This window comes from Mesorhizobium sp. A556 (genome assembly GCF_054489545.1).
The window spans coordinates 395355-415860 of the sequence record NZ_JBTMXA010000001.1 but is presented as its reverse complement, the minus strand read 5'-3'; the positions used below and the strand labels follow the sequence as shown (position 1 = coordinate 415860).

The 20506-nt window shown below is 62.3% G+C and carries 17 protein-coding genes; 12 read left to right on the top strand and 5 right to left on the bottom strand.

From position 1 onward, the window contains the following. Positions 1-348: 348 nt before the first annotated feature. The gene (gene ssb, locus ACX3P0_RS02035) at positions 349-858 is read right to left on the bottom strand and encodes a single-stranded DNA-binding protein (protein WP_459086193.1); all 510 of its coding nucleotides are present in this window, start codon (positions 856-858) and stop codon (positions 349-351) included. Positions 859-1057: 199 nt separating this feature from the next. Between ssb and ACX3P0_RS02030 the strand changes: the two genes are divergently transcribed. The 4 genes from ACX3P0_RS02030 to ACX3P0_RS02015 all read left to right on the top strand — a co-directional run bounded on the left by ACX3P0_RS02030 (position 1058) and on the right by ACX3P0_RS02015 (position 6279). After that, positions 1058-1339, top strand: a complete 282-nt coding sequence (locus tag ACX3P0_RS02030; RefSeq protein WP_459078456.1) for a hypothetical protein — start codon at positions 1058-1060, stop codon at positions 1337-1339. A 704-nt stretch (positions 1340-2043) separates the two neighbouring features. Next, positions 2044-4965, top strand: coding sequence for an excinuclease ABC subunit UvrA (gene uvrA / locus ACX3P0_RS02025; protein WP_459086191.1), 2922 nt, complete (start codon positions 2044-2046; stop codon positions 4963-4965). 25 nt (positions 4966-4990) lie between these two features. After that, positions 4991-5458, top strand: coding sequence for a GNAT family N-acetyltransferase (locus ACX3P0_RS02020; protein WP_459086189.1), 468 nt, complete (start codon positions 4991-4993; stop codon positions 5456-5458). A 17-nt stretch (positions 5459-5475) separates the two neighbouring features. Then, positions 5476-6279: a DUF72 domain-containing protein gene (locus ACX3P0_RS02015; protein WP_459086187.1), complete on the top strand. Its 804-nt coding sequence runs from the start codon at positions 5476-5478 to the stop codon at positions 6277-6279. Between the two features lie 43 nt (positions 6280-6322). On the opposite strand, the gene putA is transcribed toward ACX3P0_RS02015, so the two are convergent. After that, a complete protein-coding gene (putA, locus tag ACX3P0_RS02010) occupies positions 6323-9934 on the bottom strand; it encodes a bifunctional proline dehydrogenase/L-glutamate gamma-semialdehyde dehydrogenase PutA (RefSeq protein ID WP_459086185.1) in 3612 nt (1203 codons plus the stop codon). Positions 9935-10092: 158 nt separating this feature from the next. Here putA and ACX3P0_RS02005 point away from each other — a divergent pair, with 158 nt between their 5' ends. After that, positions 10093-10545, top strand: coding sequence for an Lrp/AsnC ligand binding domain-containing protein (locus ACX3P0_RS02005; protein ID WP_459078461.1), 453 nt, complete (start codon positions 10093-10095; stop codon positions 10543-10545). A gap of 19 nt (positions 10546-10564) precedes the next feature. Here the strand turns inward: ACX3P0_RS02005 and ACX3P0_RS02000 are convergent, their stop codons facing one another. Then, complete coding sequence (locus ACX3P0_RS02000) at positions 10565-10855, bottom strand: FixH family protein (RefSeq protein ID WP_459086183.1); 291 nt, start codon at positions 10853-10855, stop codon at positions 10565-10567. A gap of 302 nt (positions 10856-11157) precedes the next feature. Here ACX3P0_RS02000 and ACX3P0_RS01995 point away from each other — a divergent pair, with 302 nt between their 5' ends. Beyond that, positions 11158-12078 carry a sugar kinase gene (locus ACX3P0_RS01995; protein WP_459086182.1) on the top strand — a complete coding sequence of 307 codons (921 nt, stop codon included), beginning with the start codon at positions 11158-11160 and terminating at the stop codon, positions 12076-12078. A 19-nt stretch (positions 12079-12097) separates the two neighbouring features. Here the strand turns inward: ACX3P0_RS01995 and ACX3P0_RS01990 are convergent, their stop codons facing one another. Together ACX3P0_RS01990 and ACX3P0_RS01985 are read right to left on the bottom strand one after the other, a co-directional pair. Then, positions 12098-13117, bottom strand: coding sequence for an aldose epimerase family protein (locus ACX3P0_RS01990; protein ID WP_459086180.1), 1020 nt, complete (start codon positions 13115-13117; stop codon positions 12098-12100). Positions 13118-13140: 23 nt separating this feature from the next. Continuing rightward, positions 13141-14598, bottom strand: coding sequence for an NAD-dependent succinate-semialdehyde dehydrogenase (locus tag ACX3P0_RS01985; protein ID WP_459086178.1), 1458 nt, complete (start codon positions 14596-14598; stop codon positions 13141-13143). Between the two features lie 255 nt (positions 14599-14853). On the opposite strand from ACX3P0_RS01985, the gene ACX3P0_RS01980 reads away from it, so the two are divergent. The 6 genes from ACX3P0_RS01980 to ACX3P0_RS01955 all read left to right on the top strand — a co-directional run bounded on the left by ACX3P0_RS01980 (position 14854) and on the right by ACX3P0_RS01955 (position 20414). Beyond that, a complete protein-coding gene (locus ACX3P0_RS01980; RefSeq protein ID WP_459078465.1) occupies positions 14854-15402 on the top strand; it encodes a histidine phosphatase family protein in 549 nt (182 codons plus the stop codon). A 155-nt stretch (positions 15403-15557) separates the two neighbouring features. After that, on the top strand, positions 15558-15839 hold the full coding sequence (locus ACX3P0_RS01975; protein ID WP_459078466.1) for an acyl carrier protein: 282 nt from the start codon (positions 15558-15560) through the stop codon (positions 15837-15839). Positions 15840-15897: 58 nt separating this feature from the next. Continuing rightward, positions 15898-17082 carry a beta-ketoacyl-ACP synthase gene (locus ACX3P0_RS01970; RefSeq protein WP_459086176.1) on the top strand — a complete coding sequence of 395 codons (1185 nt, stop codon included), beginning with the start codon at positions 15898-15900 and terminating at the stop codon, positions 17080-17082. Positions 17083-17094: 12 nt separating this feature from the next. Beyond that, on the top strand, positions 17095-18366 hold the full coding sequence (locus tag ACX3P0_RS01965; protein ID WP_459086175.1) for a beta-ketoacyl-ACP synthase: 1272 nt from the start codon (positions 17095-17097) through the stop codon (positions 18364-18366). A 39-nt stretch (positions 18367-18405) separates the two neighbouring features. Then, a complete protein-coding gene (locus ACX3P0_RS01960; RefSeq protein WP_459086173.1) occupies positions 18406-19434 on the top strand; it encodes a zinc-binding dehydrogenase in 1029 nt (342 codons plus the stop codon). Between the two features lie 11 nt (positions 19435-19445). After that, complete coding sequence (locus tag ACX3P0_RS01955; protein WP_459086172.1) at positions 19446-20414, top strand: lipid A biosynthesis lauroyl acyltransferase; 969 nt, start codon at positions 19446-19448, stop codon at positions 20412-20414. The last annotated feature ends 92 nt before the right edge of the window (positions 20415-20506 follow it).

Genomic DNA, 20506 nt, shown 5'->3' with positions numbered 1-20506 from the left:
TGCGACGCGCTGTAGCGCCATTCTTCAAGGAACGGCTTTTCGTGGATCGAGTTTGATGCTTCCGCTCAGCAGTAAGCGCGCAACGAAAAAGGTACTGTTTCCAGTGCCTTCAGTTCATTGACAAAGGCATCTGTTCACCTGGCGTCATCCTCGGCCTTGCGCCGAGGATCTGCCGACACTCCCGTAAGGGCACGGAAAAGGCTCTACAACTTCACGAAAGCAAATCCTCGGCACAAGGCCGACGGGCATGGGTTCGCCAACGGTTTGTCAGCAGCCTGAAGGCACCGTTTCCGTGCCTTTTAGAAGAAAAATCATAAAAACGATGGTCGTCCGGTCTTAGACCATCCGTCAAAACGGAATTTCGTCGTCCAGATCCCGCGAGCCGCCACCGCCGCTCCTGCCGCCGCCACGATTGGAATTGTCGCTCGGACCTGACTGGCCGAAATCGGAGCCGCGGCTGCTGTCGCCACCCGAATAGCCACCGACCTGACCACCTTCGCCGCCCTGACCTCGCGAATCGAGCATCTGCAGCTCACCACGGAATTTCTGCAGCACCACTTCCGTCGAGTATCGCTCCACGCCGTCCTTTTCCCACTTGCGCGTCTGCAGGGCGCCCTCAAGGTACACTTTCATGCCCTTCTTCAGATACTGCTCGGCGACCTTGGCCAGATTGTCGTTGAAAATGACGACCTGGTGCCACTCGGTCTTTTCCTTGCGCTCACCGGAATTCTTGTCGCGCCAGCTTTCCGACGTCGCGATGCGCAGATTGACGACCGCGTCGCCGGAATTCAGCCGGCGAACCTCCGGGTCCGCGCCCAGATTTCCCACTAAAATGACCTTGTTGACGCTACCCGCCATAAACCTTCTCCGCGCTCATCCGAAACCAACTTCACCGCACCTTACAGGCTGGCGGATAACTGCGCCGCCCCTGACACTTCTTTTCCCACAAGGTTTTTCGTTCTCTATATGTTCTATATCGACGCGCCTTTCATGTCAAGCTTGGGACCGGAATGCGTCCCGCCTAGCCGTTTCCGCGCTGGCCCTGTATGATCGCCAGATGTTCCAGAACCGCTTCTCCTTATATCTGGCCACCTTGGCCTGCGCTGCCGTCGCCGCCCCTCTGGCGTTTGCCGGAGGCGCGCCCCAAACCCCGGCAAAAAGCGCGCTTCCCGGCGTTGGTGGCGACTACAGCATCGTCAGACCCCTTCCTGCCGAACCGGATGGTCAAGACCGCAACGCCTCGCCCAACCAGTTCAAGATCGGCGATATGGACGTTCGAATAGGCGGCAGCATTACTGTGGATATCGGGGCCGGTTCGCTATCGTCCCCGCGTCATTAAGGCGCTTGCAACCGACCGGCGCAACACGCCGTCTTAAGCCGACAGCGTCCACGCACGGCAGCCCCATGCAAATCGGCCCCGCCGCTGCTTTCACAGAACGGCCGGGGCCTTTGTGACGTCTAGCCACTTTCGCCGGGAGGGTTTTACCGGCTTTGTAATTCGGATGCTTCGCGGCGTCAGCCGTCGATCCGACTGCAGTCTCTGATTTTCGGGGGTTCGGCAAATTGCACGAAGGCCAAGGAACGTCAGCCTGTCAGCAATATTTGCCGCGGCTCCGGCATCAGCGGAGCCTGTTGGGACTATCCGGTGGAGTCATGCCTCGCTCCTTCTGTCCGTTCAACACAGTCGCTAGAAGCACACATCCGCCAATCTGCGGCGCCTCGCAGAAGGCCCTTCTTCCCAGGCCACGCAACGGCAACATGCTTCCTTGACGCCAAGATCGTGCTCTCCTCTCCCGTTAGCGTCAACCCTTGAATGCCCGAAATGGAAAAAGTGATCGCAAGCGGAACTGAAAGGCGGGCTCCTGCCAGATTTGTCAGGAACCTGTTCAGTCTTTGTTCTTTATGCTTGCCCGCCGGCCCGAAAGACGCTTAAACGCGGGTGGCAACTTCTGCGCCTCTCGACGCGGCGGCGAATATACCTACATGAGGGGATGGCGGCAGCCCGCCGATCCATGAATTCCAGACCTGAGGCGGCGACCGGCGATGGCCGACCATAAATATCTGTCCATTCGCGGGGCGCGCGAACACAATCTGAAGAACATCGACATCGACCTGCCGCGTGACTCGCTCATCGTCATGACCGGCGTGTCTGGCTCGGGAAAGTCGTCGCTCGCTTTCGATACGATCTATGCGGAAGGCCAGCGGCGCTATGTCGAGAGCCTGTCTGCCTATGCGCGCCAGTTTCTGGAGATGATGCAGAAGCCGGACGTCGACCAGATCGACGGCCTGTCGCCCGCCATCTCCATCGAACAGAAGACCACCTCGAAGAACCCGCGCTCGACGGTCGGCACCGTCACCGAAATCTACGACTACATGCGCCTGCTGTTCGCGCGCGTCGGCGTGCCCTATTCGCCGGCCACCGGCCTGCCCATCGAGAGCCAGACGGTTTCGCAGATGGTCGACCGCGTACTGGCGGTGGAGGAAGGCACGCGCCTGTTCATCCTCGCGCCCATCGTGCGCGGTCGCAAAGGCGAGTATCGCAAGGAGTTGCTGGAGCTTCAGAAGAAGGGCTTTCAGCGCGTCAAGGTCGACGGCGTCTTCTATGAAATCGCCGACGTGCCGGCGCTGGACAAGAAATACAAGCACGATCTCGACGTGGTGGTCGACCGCATCGTCGTGCGTGGCGATCTCGCGACGCGGCTGGCCGATTCCATCGAAACGGCGCTGAAATTGGCAGAGGGACTGTGTGTCGCGGAATTTGCCGACAAGCCGCTCGATGCCAGCCAGACCGGCGAGGATTCGGTCAACAAATCGAAGAACGAGACGCATGAGCGCATTCTGTTCTCCGAAAAATTCGCCTGCCCGGTATCCGGGTTCACCATCCCGGAGATCGAGCCGCGGCTGTTCTCCTTCAACAACCCATTCGGTGCCTGCCCGACCTGCGACGGTCTGGGTAGCCAGCGCGCCGTCGATGCGAACCTGATAGTGCCCGACGACAATGTCTCGCTGCGCGCCGGCGCCGTCAGTCCATGGGCGAAATCGACTTCGCCCTATTACGCGCAGACGCTGGAGGCGCTCGGCAAGGTCTATGGCTTCAAACTGGCCGACAAATTCAAGGACCTCGACGACGAGGCCAAGCACGCCGTCCTGTATGGCACCGGCGCGGTCGAGATTCCGTTCCAGTATGATGACGGCCTGCGTTCCTACAAGACGACCAAGACGTTCGAGGGTGTGATCCCCAACCTCGAACGGCGTTGGAAAGAAACCGAATCCGCCTGGATGCGCGAGGAGATCGAGCGCTTCATGGCGGCGACGCCCTGCCCCGCATGCAAGGGTTATCGCCTGAAGCCCGAGGCTTTGGCCGTGAAGATCGGCGGAAAGCACATCGGCGAGGTGACGGAACAGTCGATCCGCAATGCCAACCAGTGGTTTGCCGACCTGCCTGCCGCGCTCAACGACAAGCAGAACGAAATCGCGGTGCGCGTGCTCAAGGAAATCCGCGAACGGCTGCGCTTTTTGAACGATGTCGGCCTCGACTATCTGACCCTTGCCCGGAACTCCGGCACGCTTTCCGGTGGCGAGAGCCAGCGCATCCGGCTTGCCTCGCAGATCGGCTCCGGCCTGACCGGCGTGCTCTACGTGCTGGATGAACCGTCCATCGGCCTGCACCAGCGCGACAATGCCCGCCTGCTCGATACGCTGAAACATCTGCGCGATATCGGCAATACGGTGATCGTCGTCGAGCATGACGAGGACGCGATCCTGCACGCCGACTATGTCGTCGATATCGGCCCCGCCGCCGGCATCCATGGCGGCCGCATCATCGCCGAAGGCACGCCGCAGCAGGTCATGGCCAATCCCAATTCGATCACCGGCAAATATCTGTCGGGCGAGTTGGAGGTGGCGACACCTGGCATACGGCGCGAGGCGAAAAAGAACCGGCGCATCAAGGTGGTCGGCGCGCGCGGCAATAACCTCAAGAACGTCACCGCTGAAATCCCGGTCGGAACCTTCACCGCCATCACTGGCGTTTCCGGCGGCGGCAAATCCACCTTCCTGATCGAAACCCTGTTCAAGGCGGCCTCGCGCCGCATCATGGGCTCGCGCGAACATCCGGCCGAGCACGACCGCATCGAGGGCCTCGAATTCCTCGACAAGGTCATCGATATCGACCAGTCGCCCATCGGCCGCACGCCGCGTTCCAATCCGGCGACCTATACCGGCGCGTTCACACCGATCCGCGACTGGTTCGCCGGCCTGCCGGAAGCCAAGGCTCGCGGCTACCTGCCCGGCCGCTTCTCGTTCAACGTCAAGGGCGGCCGCTGCGAAGCCTGCCAGGGCGATGGCGTCATCAAGATCGAGATGCACTTCCTGCCGGACGTCTACGTCACCTGCGACGTCTGCCACGGCAAGCGTTACAATCGCGAGACGCTGGACGTGCTGTTCAAGGGCAAGTCCATTGCCGACGTTCTCGACATGACGGTCGAGGAAGGCGTCGATTTCTTCGCCGCCGTTCCCGGCGTGCGCGACAAGCTGGATACGCTGAAGCAGGTCGGTCTCGGCTACATCAAGGTCGGCCAGCAGGCGACGACGCTGTCGGGCGGCGAGGCGCAGCGCATCAAACTGGCCAAGGAACTGTCGCGCAAGGCGACCGGCAAGACGCTCTACATCCTCGACGAGCCGACCACCGGCCTGCATTTCCACGATGTCGCCAAGCTCCTGGAGGTGCTGCACGAACTGGTCGACCAGGGCAACACGGTCGTCGTCATCGAGCATAATCTCGAGGTGATCAAAACCGCCGACTGGGTGCTCGATCTCGGCCCCGAAGGCGGCGACGGCGGCGGCGAACTGGTGGCGTCCGGCACGCCGGAAGACATCGTTCGCGAAAAACGCAGCTACACCGGCCACTTCCTCAAGGAATTGCTGGAGAGAAGACCAGGCAGCAAAAGAGAAGCGGCAGAATGAGGCCGACGGCTGGAGGCCGGCTTCCATGCAGATGAGGATGGCCGTAGCCGAAGACCTCGAGCGCGTCGTTGCGCTGACCGATGCCGCCTACGCGCCCTGGACCCCCTTGCTCGGCGCGCCCCCGGTGCCTGTCACCGAGGATTATCGGCCGCGCATCGAGCGCAACGAAGTGTGGCTGCTGGAGGAAGACGCTGACACCGCCGGGCTTGTCGTGCTCGAGCGGCATCCCGACCACGCGATGATCTTCAGCGTTGCCGTCAGCCCGGCGTTCCAACGCCGTGGGCTCGCGGTTTCCATGCTGAAATGGTCGGAAGAACAGGCGCGCGCCTGGGCTGTGCCCGAGATTCGTCTTTTCGCCAGTTCGAAAATGGAACGGAACCTCGCGATCTACGCAACATACGGTTTTCATGAAACGGGTCGCGGACCGCACCCTTACCGGGCAGGATGGACAATCGTGAACATGGCGAAATCGATCGGCCCAATTGCGGCCTGAGCATCCGGGAGCAGAATATGGCCCAAACAGGAAAAATCCGCGCAGGCATGGGCGGCTGGACGTTCGAGCCTTGGGATACTTCTTTCTATCCTGAAAAACTGGCCAAGACGAAACAGCTTCAATACGCCTCGCGGCAGGTGCCGACCATCGAGGTCAACGGCACCTACTATTCGAGTTTCAAGGAACCGACCTTCGTCAAATGGGCCAATGAATCGCCTGAAGGGTTTGTTTTTGCACTGAAAGGCAATCGTTTCGTCACTAACCGCCGCGTGCTCGGCGAAGCCGGCGAATCGATGACGCGGTTCCTGGAATCCGGCGTCGCGGCACTTGGCGAAAAGCTCGGGCCGATCCTGTGGCAATTCATGCCGACCAAAAAATTCGACCCGGACGATTTTGAGGCGTTCCTGAAACTTCTGCCGGAAAAGCAGGATGGCGTGAAACTGCGCCATGCGGTCGAGGTCCGCAATGACAGCTTCGTCGTGCCGGAATTTGCAGCCCTTGCCCGCAAATACAAGGTGGCGATCGTCTATGCCGACCACCACAAATATCCGGCCATAGCCGACATTACCGGCGATTTCGTCTATGCGCGGCTGCAAACCGGCAAGGACGACAACCCGGATTGCTACGAGCCGAAGCGGCTGGACGAATGGGCCGCGCGCGCAAAAACATGGGCGCAGGGCAAGGCACCCGCCGACCTGCCGCGCGCCGATCCGTCTACGGATGCGCCGGTCACGCCGCGCGATGTGTTCGTCTACTTCATCACGGAAGGCAAGGTCCGCGCGCCCTTCGGCGCGCAGGCACTGATGAAGCGGGTCGAATAGGAAAAAAGGGCTGGCTCTGCGCTGGCCCCCGATTTTTTAAGCGTTATGCCGCAGCCAGCAGGCTGGCATTGCCGCCGGCGGCGGTGGTGTCCACGCAAACGCCGCGCTCATGGGCGTAGGCGGCGGGATAGTATATCTCCGTGACCAGCGGCACGATCGGCCCGCTGCGCTCGGCGATAAGCTTCCGTACCGTCCGCGTGGCCTCCGGCGTGCCGGAAAAGGCAACCACGTCGACACGCAGCGAGCGCGCCTCGACAGGGTCCAAGCGACCATCGATGGCGGCGAGCGGCAGGCCCTTACCGGTCAGCGCCTGCAACGCGACCGCAGCCCCCGGCGCGACCGCCAGCACGGCATTACCGGCAGCCAGCGCCTGGATCGTCTGGGCAAGCAGCGTGTTCGCGTCAGGCCCCATGCACAGCACCCGCCCGCGCGGCACCAGCGACAACGTGTTGGCCTCTCCGGTCGGCCCCGGCAAATCGACCTGACCGAAATCGATGCTTGCGGCGGCGGCAATTGCGGCAGCACCCTTGCCTCGCAAATGCTTGCGCAGAACCGCGATCCGGTCGTGCTGCGTCGCCCAACCGCCCAGTGCCGGATCGGGCAGATTGTCGGCCAGTTCCGTCGCCGTCACCTTGCGCCCTTCGGCAAGGTGCGTGCCGGCCTCCGCGCCTTTGCGGAAACGGCGCAGATAGTGCGGCCCGCCGGCCTTCGGTCCGGTGCCGGAAAGTCCCTCGCCGCCAAACGGCTGCGAGCCGACCACGGCGCCGATCTGGTTGCGGTTGACATAGATGTTGCCGGCATGAATGCCGTCGACGAAATGCTGCACGCGCCCCTCGATACGCGTATGAAGCCCGAAGGTCAGGCCATAACCCTTGCGGTTGATCGCCGAGATCACCGCATCGATCTTGTCTGCATCGAAACTCGCCACATGCAGCACGGGGCCGAACACCTCGTGCTCCATGTCCTCGATGCCTTCGACCCTGAATATCTGCGGCGCAACGAAACGGCCTTCGTCGGGGGATTTCAGGCCGGCAATCAGGCGGCCTTTCATGAACATCCTGTTGCAGTAGTCTTCGATCGTTTCCTTCGCTTCGTCATCGATGACCGGGCCGACATCGGTGGAAAGCTGCCACGGATCGCCGATTTTCAGCGCCTCCATCGCGCCTATCAGCATCTCCAGTACCTTCTTTTCCACGTCCTTCTGGACGTAAAGCACGCGCAGCGCCGAGCAGCGCTGGCCCGCACTCTGGAAGGACGAAGCCAGGATATCGCGCACCGCCTGTTCCGGCAGTGCGGTGGAATCGACGATCATCGCGTTCAGACCGCCGGTTTCAGCAATCAGCATGGCGTCGGGAGCGGCGGTTTCAGCGAGTTGCTTTTCGATTAGCTTTGCCACCTCGGTCGAACCGGTAAAGCAGACGCCTGCGATGCGCGGATCGGCCGCCAGCGGACCGCCAACGGTTGGGCCGTCTCCGGGAAGAAGCTGGAGGACGTCTTCCGGCACACCGGCCTCGTGCAGCAATTCCACGGCACGATAGGCGATCAGCGGCGTCTGCTCGGCCGGCTTGGCGATCACCGCATTGCCGGTAACAAGCGCCGCCGCAATCTGGCCGGTAAAAATGGCGAGCGGGAAATTCCATGGCGAGATGCAGGCGATCACGCCCCGCGCCGCCGTGCCCTGCTCCGAGTCAACCGCCTGCGTTGCATAATAGCGCAGGAAGTCGACCGCCTCGCGCAACTCGGAAACGCCGTCGGCAAGGCTCTTGCCCGCCTCGCGGGTGACGAGCGCGAAAAATTCGACGGCATTTGCCTCATAGAGATCGGCGGCACGCTCCAGAATAGCGCTGCGCTCGGCAACGGGGCGATTCGACCATGCCGGCTGCGCCTCTGCGGCAGCCAGAACGGCAGCGGAAACCTGCTCTGCGCTCGCCTCGACGACGCTGCCTACGACCTCGGCTGGCTTTGCCGGATTGACGACCGTGCGCGCCTCGCCCGAGCTTGGCGCCCGCGTAATCGGCTTTGCCTGCCACAGATGGGGAGCCGCAAAAGTGGCCCGTGCCTTGTCGATGGCAGCCAGCGTTTCGGTATCGGTCAGGTCCCAGCCCTTCGAATTGCGCCGGCCTTCGCCGAAAATGTCAAGCGGCGCGGGGATATTGGGGTTTCTTGCCGGCCCCTGCTTTTCCACCATGGCGAAGGGATCGCGGGCGATCTCCTTCGGCTCCACGTCCTCGTCGGTCAGTTGGTGGACGAAGGACGAATTGGCACCGTTTTCCAGCAACCGGCGCACCAGATAGGCAAGCAGGTCGGAATGCGCGCCGACGGGCGCATAGATGCGGCAGCGCGTGCCTTCCGCCTTGCGCACCGTTTCGTGCAGTGCTTCGCCCATGCCGTGCAGGCGCTGGAACTCGAACGAGGTGCGATCCTTGGCCATCGACAGGATGGCGGCAACCGTATGCGCGTTGTGGGTGGCGAACTGCGGGTAGATGCAGTCGGTCATGCCGAGCAGCTTTTTCGCGCAGGAAATGTAGGAAACGTCGGTATTGTTCTTGCGCGTGAAGACGGGGTAGCCCTCAAGCCCCAGCACCTGTGCGCGCTTGACCTCCGTGTCCCAATACGCGCCCTTCACCAGCCGCACCATGATCGTGCGGTCCAGCTTTTTCGTCAGCGCATAGAGCCAGTCGATGACGAAGGCCGCGCGCGGACCATAGGCCTGCACGACGACGCCAAAACCGTCCCATTCCGCCAACCGCTCGTCGGCCAGCACGCGCTCGATCACGTCCAGCGACAGATCGAGGCGGTCCGCTTCTTCTGCGTCGATGTTGAGTCCCATGCGGGCATTGCGCGCGGCCAGCGCCAGCGACAACAGCCGTTCCGCCATCACCGGCAGCATCGTCTCCTTCTGCGCCACCTCGTAGCGCGGATGCAGCGCCGAAAGTTTTACCGAGATGCCGTGATTCTGGCGGATATCCGGGCCGTTGGAGCCCGAATCAAGCGCGGAAATGGCATCCGCATAGGCCTTCAGATAGCGCAGCGCGTCAGATTCGGTGCGCGCCGCCTCGCCCAGCATGTCGAAGGAATAGAGATAGCCCTTTTGCGTCATCGAACGGCCGCGCTTCATGGCTTCGGCGATGGACCGGCCCAGCACGAACTGCTCGCCCATTTCGCGCATGGCCGCAGCGACCGCCTTGCGGATGACGGGTTCGCCGAGACGACGCATCATCGAGCGCAATGTGCGCTCGATACCGCCCTCGCCTTCCTCGAGCACCCGCCCGGTCAGCATCAGCGCCCAGGTCGAGGCGTTGACGAAAATGGAACTCGACCCGCCCGAATGCGCCGACCAGTCGTGCGGCGCTATCTTGTCGGCGATCAGGTCGTCCATGGTTTCCGCGTCAGGCACCCGCAGCAGCGCTTCGGCCAGGCACATCAGCGCCACGCCCTCCTTGGTCGAAAGGCCGTAGGCCGACAGGAACACTTCCATGAGACGCGGATCGGTAGAGCCGCGCACAGCCTCGACGAGTTTAACGGCGCGCCCGGAAATCGCCTTCCTGTCGTCGCTGGACAAGGCTGCCACGTCGACCAGCCGCTTCAGCGCTTCGTCTTCGTCAGGCAGTACATTGGCGCGGATTTGCTGCCGAATCGCGTCGAGTGCAGACATGGCGTTCCCATAGCTTCGCTGATGCGTTCCGGCGGCTGCCGGACCGAAAGCAGCACGCTACCACAGGGCATAAATTTCGTCGGTCCAAAGAAATCGACACCGCAGGCCAGGTGACCTAAGATATAGGCCTACTAAAGATCGTTCGGACTGCCACACACATGACCGAAGACCAATTGGACCGCATCGACCGGAACATCCTTGCCACGCTGGCGCGCGACGGACGGCTTTCCATGGCTGAATTGGCCGCACAAGTGGGCCTATCGAAAACGCCCGTGCAGGCTCGGGTAAGACGGCTGGAGAAAGAGGGCTATATTCGCGGGTACCAGGCTATTGTCGACCGGGAACGCATGGGTGAAGGTCATGTCGCCTTCGTGCAGGTGAAGCTCTCCGACACGCGTTCTGCGGCCCTCGATGCCTTCAACCGCGCTGTACGGACCGTCACCGAAATCGAACAGTGCCACATGATAGCATCGAGTTTCGACTATCTGCTGAAAGTGCGGACCACGGACATCGCGGCCTATCGGCGGGTGCTTGGCGAGCGCATTTCGGCCCTGCCCCATGTCGCGCAAACCTCGACCTTCGTGGCGATGGAGACGGTAAAGGACAAGTAGCGCCGCTCAGGCGTTGTCGTTAGAGCACGACGTTGAAGACGACTGTATCCGTCCCGGCGGCTGCCGATATGGCAAACCGCAACTGCCACCAACCGCCGGTCGTGAACTTTACGCCAGCAATTCGATACTGCCCTTTGCCCAGATAGTCGGTCGCTTGCGGACTGGTCGGCAGGCCGTGGATCTGCTTCGGCATTCCGCCGGAAATATCGATCGCCGCATATTCGACAGGCGTTCCCGTTGCCGTTTTCAGGGTCAGCTTCCAGGAATGGAGTTGGCCTTGCCGGATCTTGCCGGGATCGGGGGAAAGCATCACTCTGAACAGCCCTCTCTCAGAAGCTTTCGAGAGAGAAAGGTCGGGGCCTGCCTGCTTGCCAGGCCCGGTCACATATACGACAGCAAGGATGAGGCCCAGCGCGCCCGCCAGACCAAGCACTCCGAAAAAATAACGTCTTAATAACAAGGTCAACGCCGCTTCTTTCGCTTGAGTATCAGTCCGCGCTGCGTAACGTTCGCTGCCACTTGTCCAACCACTTCAACTGATATGACGACAGGAGGGCCAAACAATGGCTTGCCTCCCAGTTTGGCGCATCGGAATTCCGGGGAGCAAAGTCCATGGCAAGAACCGGCATTGCCGCGATAGGCGAATGCATGATCGAGCTTTCCAGCAGCGGCGACGCTAGCTGGAACATGGGATTTGCTGGGGACACTTTCAACACGCTCTGGGCGCTAGCCGCTTTGAACGAGAACCGGCAGGCAACCTACGTCTCGGCATTTGGCGACGATCCTTTCTCGCGCGACCAGATCGGCTTCTTCGCCAGCAATGGCATCGGCATCGGGGCCAGCCCGAGGATCGCCGATGCGCGGCCCGGTCTCTATGCGATCACCTTGACCGGAGCGGAGCGCGCCTTCACCTATTGGCGTCGCGACGCGGCGGCAAGGCAGCTTGCATCGAACCCACGCGCACTGGAGAAAAGCCTTAAAGATCAATCGCTTGTTTATTTTTCCGGTATCACTTTGGCAATCCTGGACGCAGGTGCGCGCAAGACCCTGCTGGCCGCAATAGGCAAGGCACGCGCCGAGGGATCGCTCGTCGCCTTCGACCCCAACTTCCGGCCAAGGCTGTGGCAAAGCGTCGAGGAGGCGCAAGCAGCGATACTGGAAGCCTTGGCCGTTACCGATATTGCATTGCCGACGTTCCCCGACGAGCACATGCTGTTCGGTGATGCTAACCCTGCCGAAACGGCCGCTCGGCTCGGTCGTTCTGTCGGCGAAATTGTCGTCAAGGACGGTGAAAACCCGGCGCTGGTCGTCGCGCAAGGCCAGGCCGAAACCGTGCCTGCGACCCATGTTGCCGCACTGGTGGATACGACCGGCGCCGGCGATTCCTTCAACGGCGGTTATCTGGCAGCCCGGCTTGCCGGCCATGCCCCGGCTGAGTCGGCCCGACGCGCGCACCGCGTCGCCGCTGCCGTAGTGCAGTTGCGCGGCGCGCTTGCGCCCTTCGAGGTTCTAAGGGCCGCCTTTGCCGGATAATCGGAATCGCCAAGACAAGTCAGGGAAGCCGGAACCTGTATTCGGTGGCGTGGTGATATTTTTCGCCGGGCAGCAGCGTGGCTTGCGGGAAATACGGTCGATTGGGTGAATCCGGCCAGATTTGCGGCTCAAGGCAAAGGCCGGAGAACGGCCGATACCCTATCCCGTTCAACCCCGGCCCCGCTGAGACCAGACCATGGCCGGCATAAAACTGGATACCGGGTTCCGTGGTCCAGACTTCCATTTCCACGCCCGACAAAGCCCCCTGCACCCACGCTGCCTGCCTGAGCGGGCCACGCGCGGAAGCAAGGCAGAAATTCTGGTCGTAGGCCTCTTCACCACCCTCGACATCGGATCGCAATGCCCTGGCCTGCCTGAAATCGAAGCGTGTCATGTCCACGGGCGCCACCACACCGGTCGGCACCATTTCCTCGTTGACCGGCAAATAGGCGGCCGCGTTGAGCATCAGCCTGTGGTCGAGAATTTCCGTCGCCCCGCCATCGTCCAGATTGAAGTAAGAATGCTGGGTCAAATTGCACAGCGTCCGCTCTTCCGCTGTCGCGCTGAATTCGACGGCGAGCGTTCCCGGAACCTTTAGCCTGTAGGTGCAACTGACCTCGAGCGCACCGGGAAAACCCATGGCTCCGTCCGGGTCGTGCAGCGTCAGAGTTACGAAATCCCGGCCATGAAGCGATACCGTCCACGGCCGGCGGCCGAAACTCTCCGAACCGCCATGCAGCGTATGCTTGCGGAGAAAATTCTGGTCCGTCTGAACCCGCTGCCCGCCCAGGGTGAAGCGGCCATCCCGGATGCGGTTGGCATAGCGCCCGACCACCGCGCCCATATAGGCGGTGTCGCTTTCATAGCTTTCGAGCTGGTCGTAGCCGAGCACCAGCGGCGCGTCGTGCCCGGCGAGGCGCAAATCCTGGACGACCGCGCCCCAGCCGATGATGTTGGCGCTAAGCCCGCCGCCCCGTATCGTGAAGCGGCGGACGGCTTCGCCCGCTTGCGTCGTGCCGAAGAGTTCTCCGTCCTTCATGCCTCGCCTTGCGGGCCTCGCGATCAGAGCCCGAGGCCACCGATACAGACATATTTCGTATCGAGATAATCGTCGATGCCCTGATGCCCGCCCTCGCGGCCGAGGCCTGATTCCTTGACGCCGCCGAACGGCGCTTCCGGCGTGGTGATCATGCCTTCATTGACGCCGACCATGCCGTATTTGAGGCCTTCCATGACCCGGAAAGCGCGGCCGAGATCGCCCGTGTAGAAGTAGGAAGCGAGGCCGAATTCCGTGTCGTTGGCAAGCGCGATGGCTTCTTCCTCGGTCTCGAACTTGAATACCGGGGCGATGGGGCCAAAGATTTCTTCCTTCATGAACATCATGTCGGTCGTCGCACCGGAGATCACGGTCGGCTCGAAGAACGAGCCGCCAAGCTTGTGACGCTTGCCGCCCGCAACCACCTTGCCGCCCTTGGCAGTGGCGTCCGCGATGAATTCCTCGACCTTTTCCACTGCCTTCACGTCGATCAGCGGACCCTGCTGGACGCCGTCGTCCAACCCGGAGCCGACCTTCAGCTCATTGCTGGCCTTGACGAGCTTTTCGACGAACTTGTCGTAGATACCGGCCTGCACGAAGAAGCGGTTGGTACAAACGCAGGTCTGGCCGGAATTGCGGTACTTCGCAGCGATGGCCCCGGCCACGGCGCGGTCGAGATCGGCGTCGTCGAATACCAGGAACGGCGCGTTGCCGCCCAGTTCCATCGACACTTTCTTGACGGTCGCCGCCGCCTTGCCGATCAGCATCTTGCCCACTTCGGTCGAGCCGGTGAAAGTGATTTTCCTGACCAGCGGGTTGGCGCATATCTCGTCGCCGATCTCGCCCGCCGAGCCGGTGACGATGTTGACGACGCCCTTCGGAATGCCGACTTCCTCGCAAAGCGCACCCCAGGCGAGGCCGGAATACGGCGTCTGCGAAGCAGGCTTCACGACGGCCGTGCAGCCGGCAGCAATGGCCGGGCCGATCTTGCGCGACAGCATCGAGGAAGGGAAATTCCACGGCGTGATCGCCGCGATCACACCGACGGGTTCGCGGGTGACGAGGATGCGGCGGTCGGCCCAGGGCGACGGCACCACATCGCCATAGGCGCGGCGCGCCTCCTCGGCGAACCACAGAACGTAGGCAGCCGACGAGCCGACCTCGCCGCGTGCCTCGGTCAGCGACTTGCCCTGTTCGATGGTCAGCAGTTCGGCCAGCGCTTCCTGGTTGTCCATGATCGCGTCGTGCAGTTTGCGCAGCATCTTGGAGCGATCCAGCGCCGACGTCTTGCGAAACGAAAGGAATGCGGTGTTGGCGGCCTCGATGGCGCGGCGGGTTTCGGCCGCGCCTGATTTCGGCACGGCGCCGATCTTCAGGCCCGTTGCCGGGTTGATCACGTCGACGGTCTGGCCCGAATCCGCCTGCACCCACTCACCGTTGATGAGGTTTGCCTGCCGCATGAAAGGATTGGTTTTCTGGAGCATGTTCTTACCTCTTTTGATGCGCTCGGGCGCGTGTCGGGAAAACTGGTGGCCTCATAGCCCGGCAGCGGGCCGGCAAGCAATCGCCTGCCGTCAATGTAAGCGCTGTACCAGCGCTAATCTAGCCGAAATGACGGCCGTGCCCGAAGGTTCGAGACCGTCAACCGTTGCGTTTCGCCTTTTGCTTGTCTTTCTGACTGCTTTGCGGTCCCTATGGAGCGCTGCCGGCCTCTCGGGCAGTGGTGTATAGGATTCTCAATGTTTCGATTTGCTCTGGCACTGTTTTTGTTGACCCTTCCATCCCTGGCCCACGCGACGGATGCCGGTTGGGCCCTGCTGCGCGACGGCGGCCGCGTCGTCCTGTTGCGCAATGCCATGACCAACGGCACCACCGACCCGGCAAATTTCGACATCACCAAATGCTCGACGCAGCGCAATCTTTCGCAACGGGGCAAGCAGCAGGCAGGCAAGATCGGAGCCCTGTTCGGTGCGCGCTCGGCCCCTGTCGAGCGCGTGCTGTCGAGCCGCTATTGCCGCAGCCTCGACACCGCGCGCATTGCCTTCGAGGCGGAGCCTGAACAGTTTGAACCGCTCGATCTGCTCAGCACGGACGAAGCCGTCCGGGCCAAGCAAATTGAGGCAACGCTCGACGAAGTGCGCAACTATTCCGGCTCGGGCAATCTGGTCATGGTCACGCATCTGGAAAACATCAAGGCGCTGACGGGCGTGTCGCCGCGCGAGGGCGAGGCCGTCATCGTCGGGGTCGAGGGCGACGGGCTGAGGGCGCTTGGCCGGGTGACTTTCTAGGAACGATCCAGAGCACCAGCCACTCGCCCGTTTGCCTGCGCTACCACAGCGTAGCCGGCGGCAAAAACATTCGGTCTTTTCCTGCCTGCAAAAACCGACTAGACAGCCCACAAACACCTGCGGACAGAATCCGCCCGCAATCGAAGGAAAAGCCCTTGTCCACCACATTCGAAAAAGTCGCCAAAATCATCGCCGACACCAGCGAGATCGACATTGACACGATCACGCCCGAAAGCCACACCATCGACGATCTCGGCATCGACAGCCTCGATTTCCTCGACATCGTCTTCGCCATCGACAAGGAGTTCGGCATCAAGGTGCCGCTCGAGAAGTGGACGCAGGAAGTCAACGACGGCAAGGCATCGACCGACGAATATTTCGTCATGAAGAACCTGTGCGCCAAGATCGACTCCCTGATTGCCGCCAAAACCGCCTGAGCGCGGTGCGCCCGGTTGCCGCCCTTGACGGGCGGCGTTCCCTGACCCAAAAAGCCTCATGAGCCCCCGCGACGTCGTCATCACCGGCATCGGCCTTGTCTCCTCGCTGGGAGAAGGCCCGGATATCCATTGGCAAAAGCTGACCACCCCCGGCCTTGAGCCGGTGGTCGACGCGGCGCGTTTTCCGCCCTATTCCGTTCATCCGCTGCCAGAGATCGACTGGAACCTCCAGATCGCCAAGCGCGGCGACCAGCGCCAGATGGAAACGTGGCAAAGGCTCGGCACCTATACCGCCGGCCTCGCGCTGGACGATGCCGGCATCAAGGGCGACGAGGCACTTTGCGCCACCATGGACATGGTGGTCGCGGCAGGCGGCGGCGAGCGGGACATGGCGGTCGATGCCGACATTCTCGCGGCATCGCAGACACGCAGCGACATCGACCTGCTGCTCAATGAGAAATTGACGACCGAACTGCGGCCGACGCTGTTTCTGGCCCAGCTTTCCAACCTTTTGGCCGGCAACATCTCGATCGTTCACAAGGTTACCGGCTCCTCGCGTACCTTCATGGGCGAGGAAGGATCGGGCGTTTCGGCCATCGAGACCGCTGTGGCGCGCATACATTCCGGGCAGTCCACCCACATGCTGGTCGGCGGCGCGTTCCAGACCGAACATCCCGACATGCTGCTCGGCTATGAACTGGGCGGCTATCTGCATCGCGATCCGTGGCAATCCGTCTGGCAGCGACAGGCAAGCCAGGGCGGCGGCGTCGTAACCGGCTCGGGCGGCGCATTTCTTGTGCTGGAGCAGCGCGAACACGCCCAGCGCCGGGGGGGCCGGATTTACGCACAGCTCGGGCCTGTCGTTTCCGATCGCGCGCGACGCGCCAAAGGCGAGCTTGATGCAAGCATTGCCGGACTGCTCGACCGCCTCTCGCCCGGCGAGGAATTGCTGACCATATCCGGCGCATCCGGCGGCCACGCAGCGACGGCGGCAGAAAAAGCGGCGCTCGCGGCCCGCCCGCAACTGGCTGCGCGTGGTTTTTCCACCCTGACCGGCCATATGAAGGAAGCGCAATTCCCCTTCGCCGTGGCGCTGGCGGCGCTGGCCGTTCATCACAAGGCAGCGTATCCGGCTTTCGACGCCACCGAACCGGCATTCTCCGGCATCCCGGAAAAAGTTCTGGCAACCGCGATCGGTTATCACCAATTCGAAGGCGTGGCGCTGGTTCGCGCCGCCGATTGAGAGCGTGAAGACATGGCCAATCTGAAGGACCATATGGGCAGGCCGGTGGTCGCCGTCACCGGTATGGGCGTGGTGACGTCGCTCGGCGTGGGCAAGGCTGCCAACTGGGCGGCACTGACGGCCGGCAAATCGGGCATCCACCCGATCACGCGCTTTCCGGTCGACCATCTCAGCACCCGCATGTCGGGCATGGTCGACTTTCTGCCGTCCAGCACGAAGGGCGCGAGCGCCCTCACCTATGAATTGGCCGAGACTTCCGCACGCGAAGCCATCACCGAAGCCGGCATCGATCCAGAAGATTTTGACGGGCCACTGTTTCTCGCTTCGCCACCGATGGAAGTCGATTGGCACGACAGGTTCTCGCTCTACAGCAAGGGCACGAATGAAAACGCGCTGGACCGGCTGCTGGAAGTCGCGCGCGGCCTGAACTCATCCGACATATTCGAAAGCGCGCAGTTCGGCTCGATCGCCGACCGCCTTGCCGACCAATTCGGCACAACCGGCCTGCCAATAACCACCTCCACCGCCTGCGCGTCGGGCGCAACCGCCATACAACTGGGCGTCGAGGCTATCCGCCGCGGCGAAGCGATGCGCGCTTTGTCCATCGGTGCCGACGGCTCGGCTACGGCGGAAGCGCTGATCCGCTTTTCGCTGCTATCGGCGCTGTCGACCAGCACAGGCGCGCCGGAAAAAGCATCAAAACCCTTCTCGAAGGACCGTGACGGTTTCGTGCTGGCCGAAGGGTCGGCAGCCCTGGTTCTGGAGTCGCTGGAAAGCGCTTTGGCGCGTGGCGCGACCGTTCTCGGCATCCTGCGCGGCTGCGGCGAAAAGGCGGACGATTTCCACCGCACCCGCTCCAAGCCGGACGCATCGCCCGCGACCGCCGCGGTAAGGGCAGCCCTTGCCGATGCCGGCCTCGGCGAGGATCAGATCGACTACATCAACGCGCACGGCACCTCGACACCCGAAAACGACAAGATGGAATATCTGGCACTGTCGACCGTGTTTGGGGAGCGCATCGGTCAAATTCCGGTGTCGTCGAACAAATCCATGATCGGCCATACCCTCTCGGCGGCGGGGGCCATCGAGGCCGCGTTCTCGCTGATGACCATGCGCGAAGGCGTCATCCCGCCGACCATCAATTACGACAATCCCGACCCGGCAATCGCGCTGGATGTCGTCCCCAATGTCAGCCGCAAGGCTGCGACCCGCACGGTTCTGTCGAACTCGTTCGGCTTCGGCGGACAGAACACCTGCCTTGTCATGGCGCGGGAACCCGGTTAAGCGAGCCTTTCCTTCCCGCTTAACGGACCCGTCAGGCTCATGCGCGCACTGCAACTCATCGAGGATCGCCGGCTGGAAACGGTGGACCTGCCGCCACCGCCGCCGCCCTCGCTGGGCGAGGTAACGCTGCGCATCAAGGCCGTTGCGCTCAACCATATCGACGTCTGGGGCTGGCGCGGCATGGCCTTCGCCAAGCGCAAGCTGCCGCTTGTGGTCGGCGCGGAAGCCTCCGGCGAGGTCGAAACGGTCGGCCCCGGCGTTTCAAACCTGCTGCCCGGCCAGTTGGTGTCCATCTATGGCGCACGCACCTGCGGGCTTTGCCGCGCCTGCCGCGAAGGCCGCGACAATTTGTGCGAGCACGTATCGGGCGTACACGGCTTCCACCTCGATGGCTTTGCCCAAGAGAAAATAAACCTGCCGGCCCGCCTGCTGGTGCCTGCCCCGCCCGGCGTCGACGCGATCGGTGCCGCGGTCGCACCCGTCACCTTCGGCACGGTCGAGCACATGCTGTTCGACAACGCCAAGCTCCAACCGGGCGAAACCATCCTCGTCCACGCGGGCGGCTCCGGCATCGGCTCAGCCGCAATCCAACTGGCCAAGAAGATCGGCTGCACCGTCATCACCACGGTCGGTTCGAACGACAAATTCGAAAAGGCCAAGGCGCTGGGTGCCGATCACGTCATCAACTACCGCGAGGACCGCTTTGAGGGCGTCACGCGAAAGCTGACGAAAAAGAAGGGCGTCGACGTTGTCTTCGAGCATGTCGGCACCGACACCTTCGCCGCCTCGATGCTGTGCATGAAGCGCGGCGGTCGGCTCGTCACCTGCGGCTCGACCTCGGGCGTCTCGGCGCAGGTCAATCTGATGCAACTGTTCCAGCAGCAGCTAAAACTGCTCGGCTCGTTCGGCTGCCGCATGGAAAACATGACCAACGCCATGCAAAAAATGGCGGCCGGACAGGTTACGCCGGTCATCGACACCGAGATCGGCTTCGACGGCATCGATGACGCGCTGAAACGCATGGAAAGTCGCAACGTATTCGGCAAGATCATTTTGCGCGTCAGCTGAGGCCGGCGGCGGTGGCGCAAGGGCCTCTCACGACGTTTCGCCGAAATTTCAAGTTCGGCTTTGGCCTGAAGCTGCGAAAATTCAACCATCGGATCGTGGCATACATTGCCATGGCCGTGATTTCGGTGTTGCGGCGCCTGCCGCCCGACAAGGCGCTGAACTTCGCCGATCGCGCTGCGCGCCGCATCGGGCCGCTGGTCGGGCGGCACCGTGTTGCGCTGGATAATCTGCGTCAGGCCTACCCGGAAAAATCCGACGCCGAAATCCATGCGATCGCGCTGGATATGTGGGGCAACATGGCGCGGCTTGCCGCCGAGTATATTTTCCTCGACCAATTGTTCGATTACGACCCGGATGCGCCGGTGCCCGGTCGCATCGAGGTCAAGGGCGCCGAAAACTTCCTGCGCATCGCCGGCGAAGACAAGCCGCACATCCTGTTCACCGGCCATCTCGGCAATTTCGAACTTTTGCCGGTTGCTGCCGCAACGTTCGGCATGAAGATAACGGCGCTGTTTCGCCCGCCCAACAACCCCTATCTCGCCGATTATATCCAGTCGATGCGCAGCGCAAACATGGGCAATCTGCAACCCTCGTCGACCGGCGCTTCCTTCGCGCTGGCCGCGATCCTCGAAAAAGGCGGCAATATCGGCGTGCTCGTCGACCAGAAATTCACGCGCGGCGTCGAGACGATGTTCTTTAACCGCCTGTGCCAGAGCAATCCGGTGCTCGGCATGCTGGCCCGCCAGTATGACTGCGACGTCTACCCGGCCCGCTGCATCCGGCTGCCGGGTAACCGCTACCGGCTTGAAGTGGAAGGCCGGATGGACCTGCCGCGGGACGCTTCGGGCAGCGTCGACGTCAAGGCGACGACGCAGATGCTTGCCGATACCGTGGAACGCTGGGTCCGCGAGGACCCCGGCCAATGGATGTGGTTCCACAAGCGTTGGCAGATCAAGGGACGCCCCCGCAAACTGCGCTGAACCCGCCGGAGCGCCCTCCTCGCAGCTATTTGATCTTTTTGCATCGAAAGGATGATGCAAAACGTAAAACTTCTGTCACTATCACCATATCC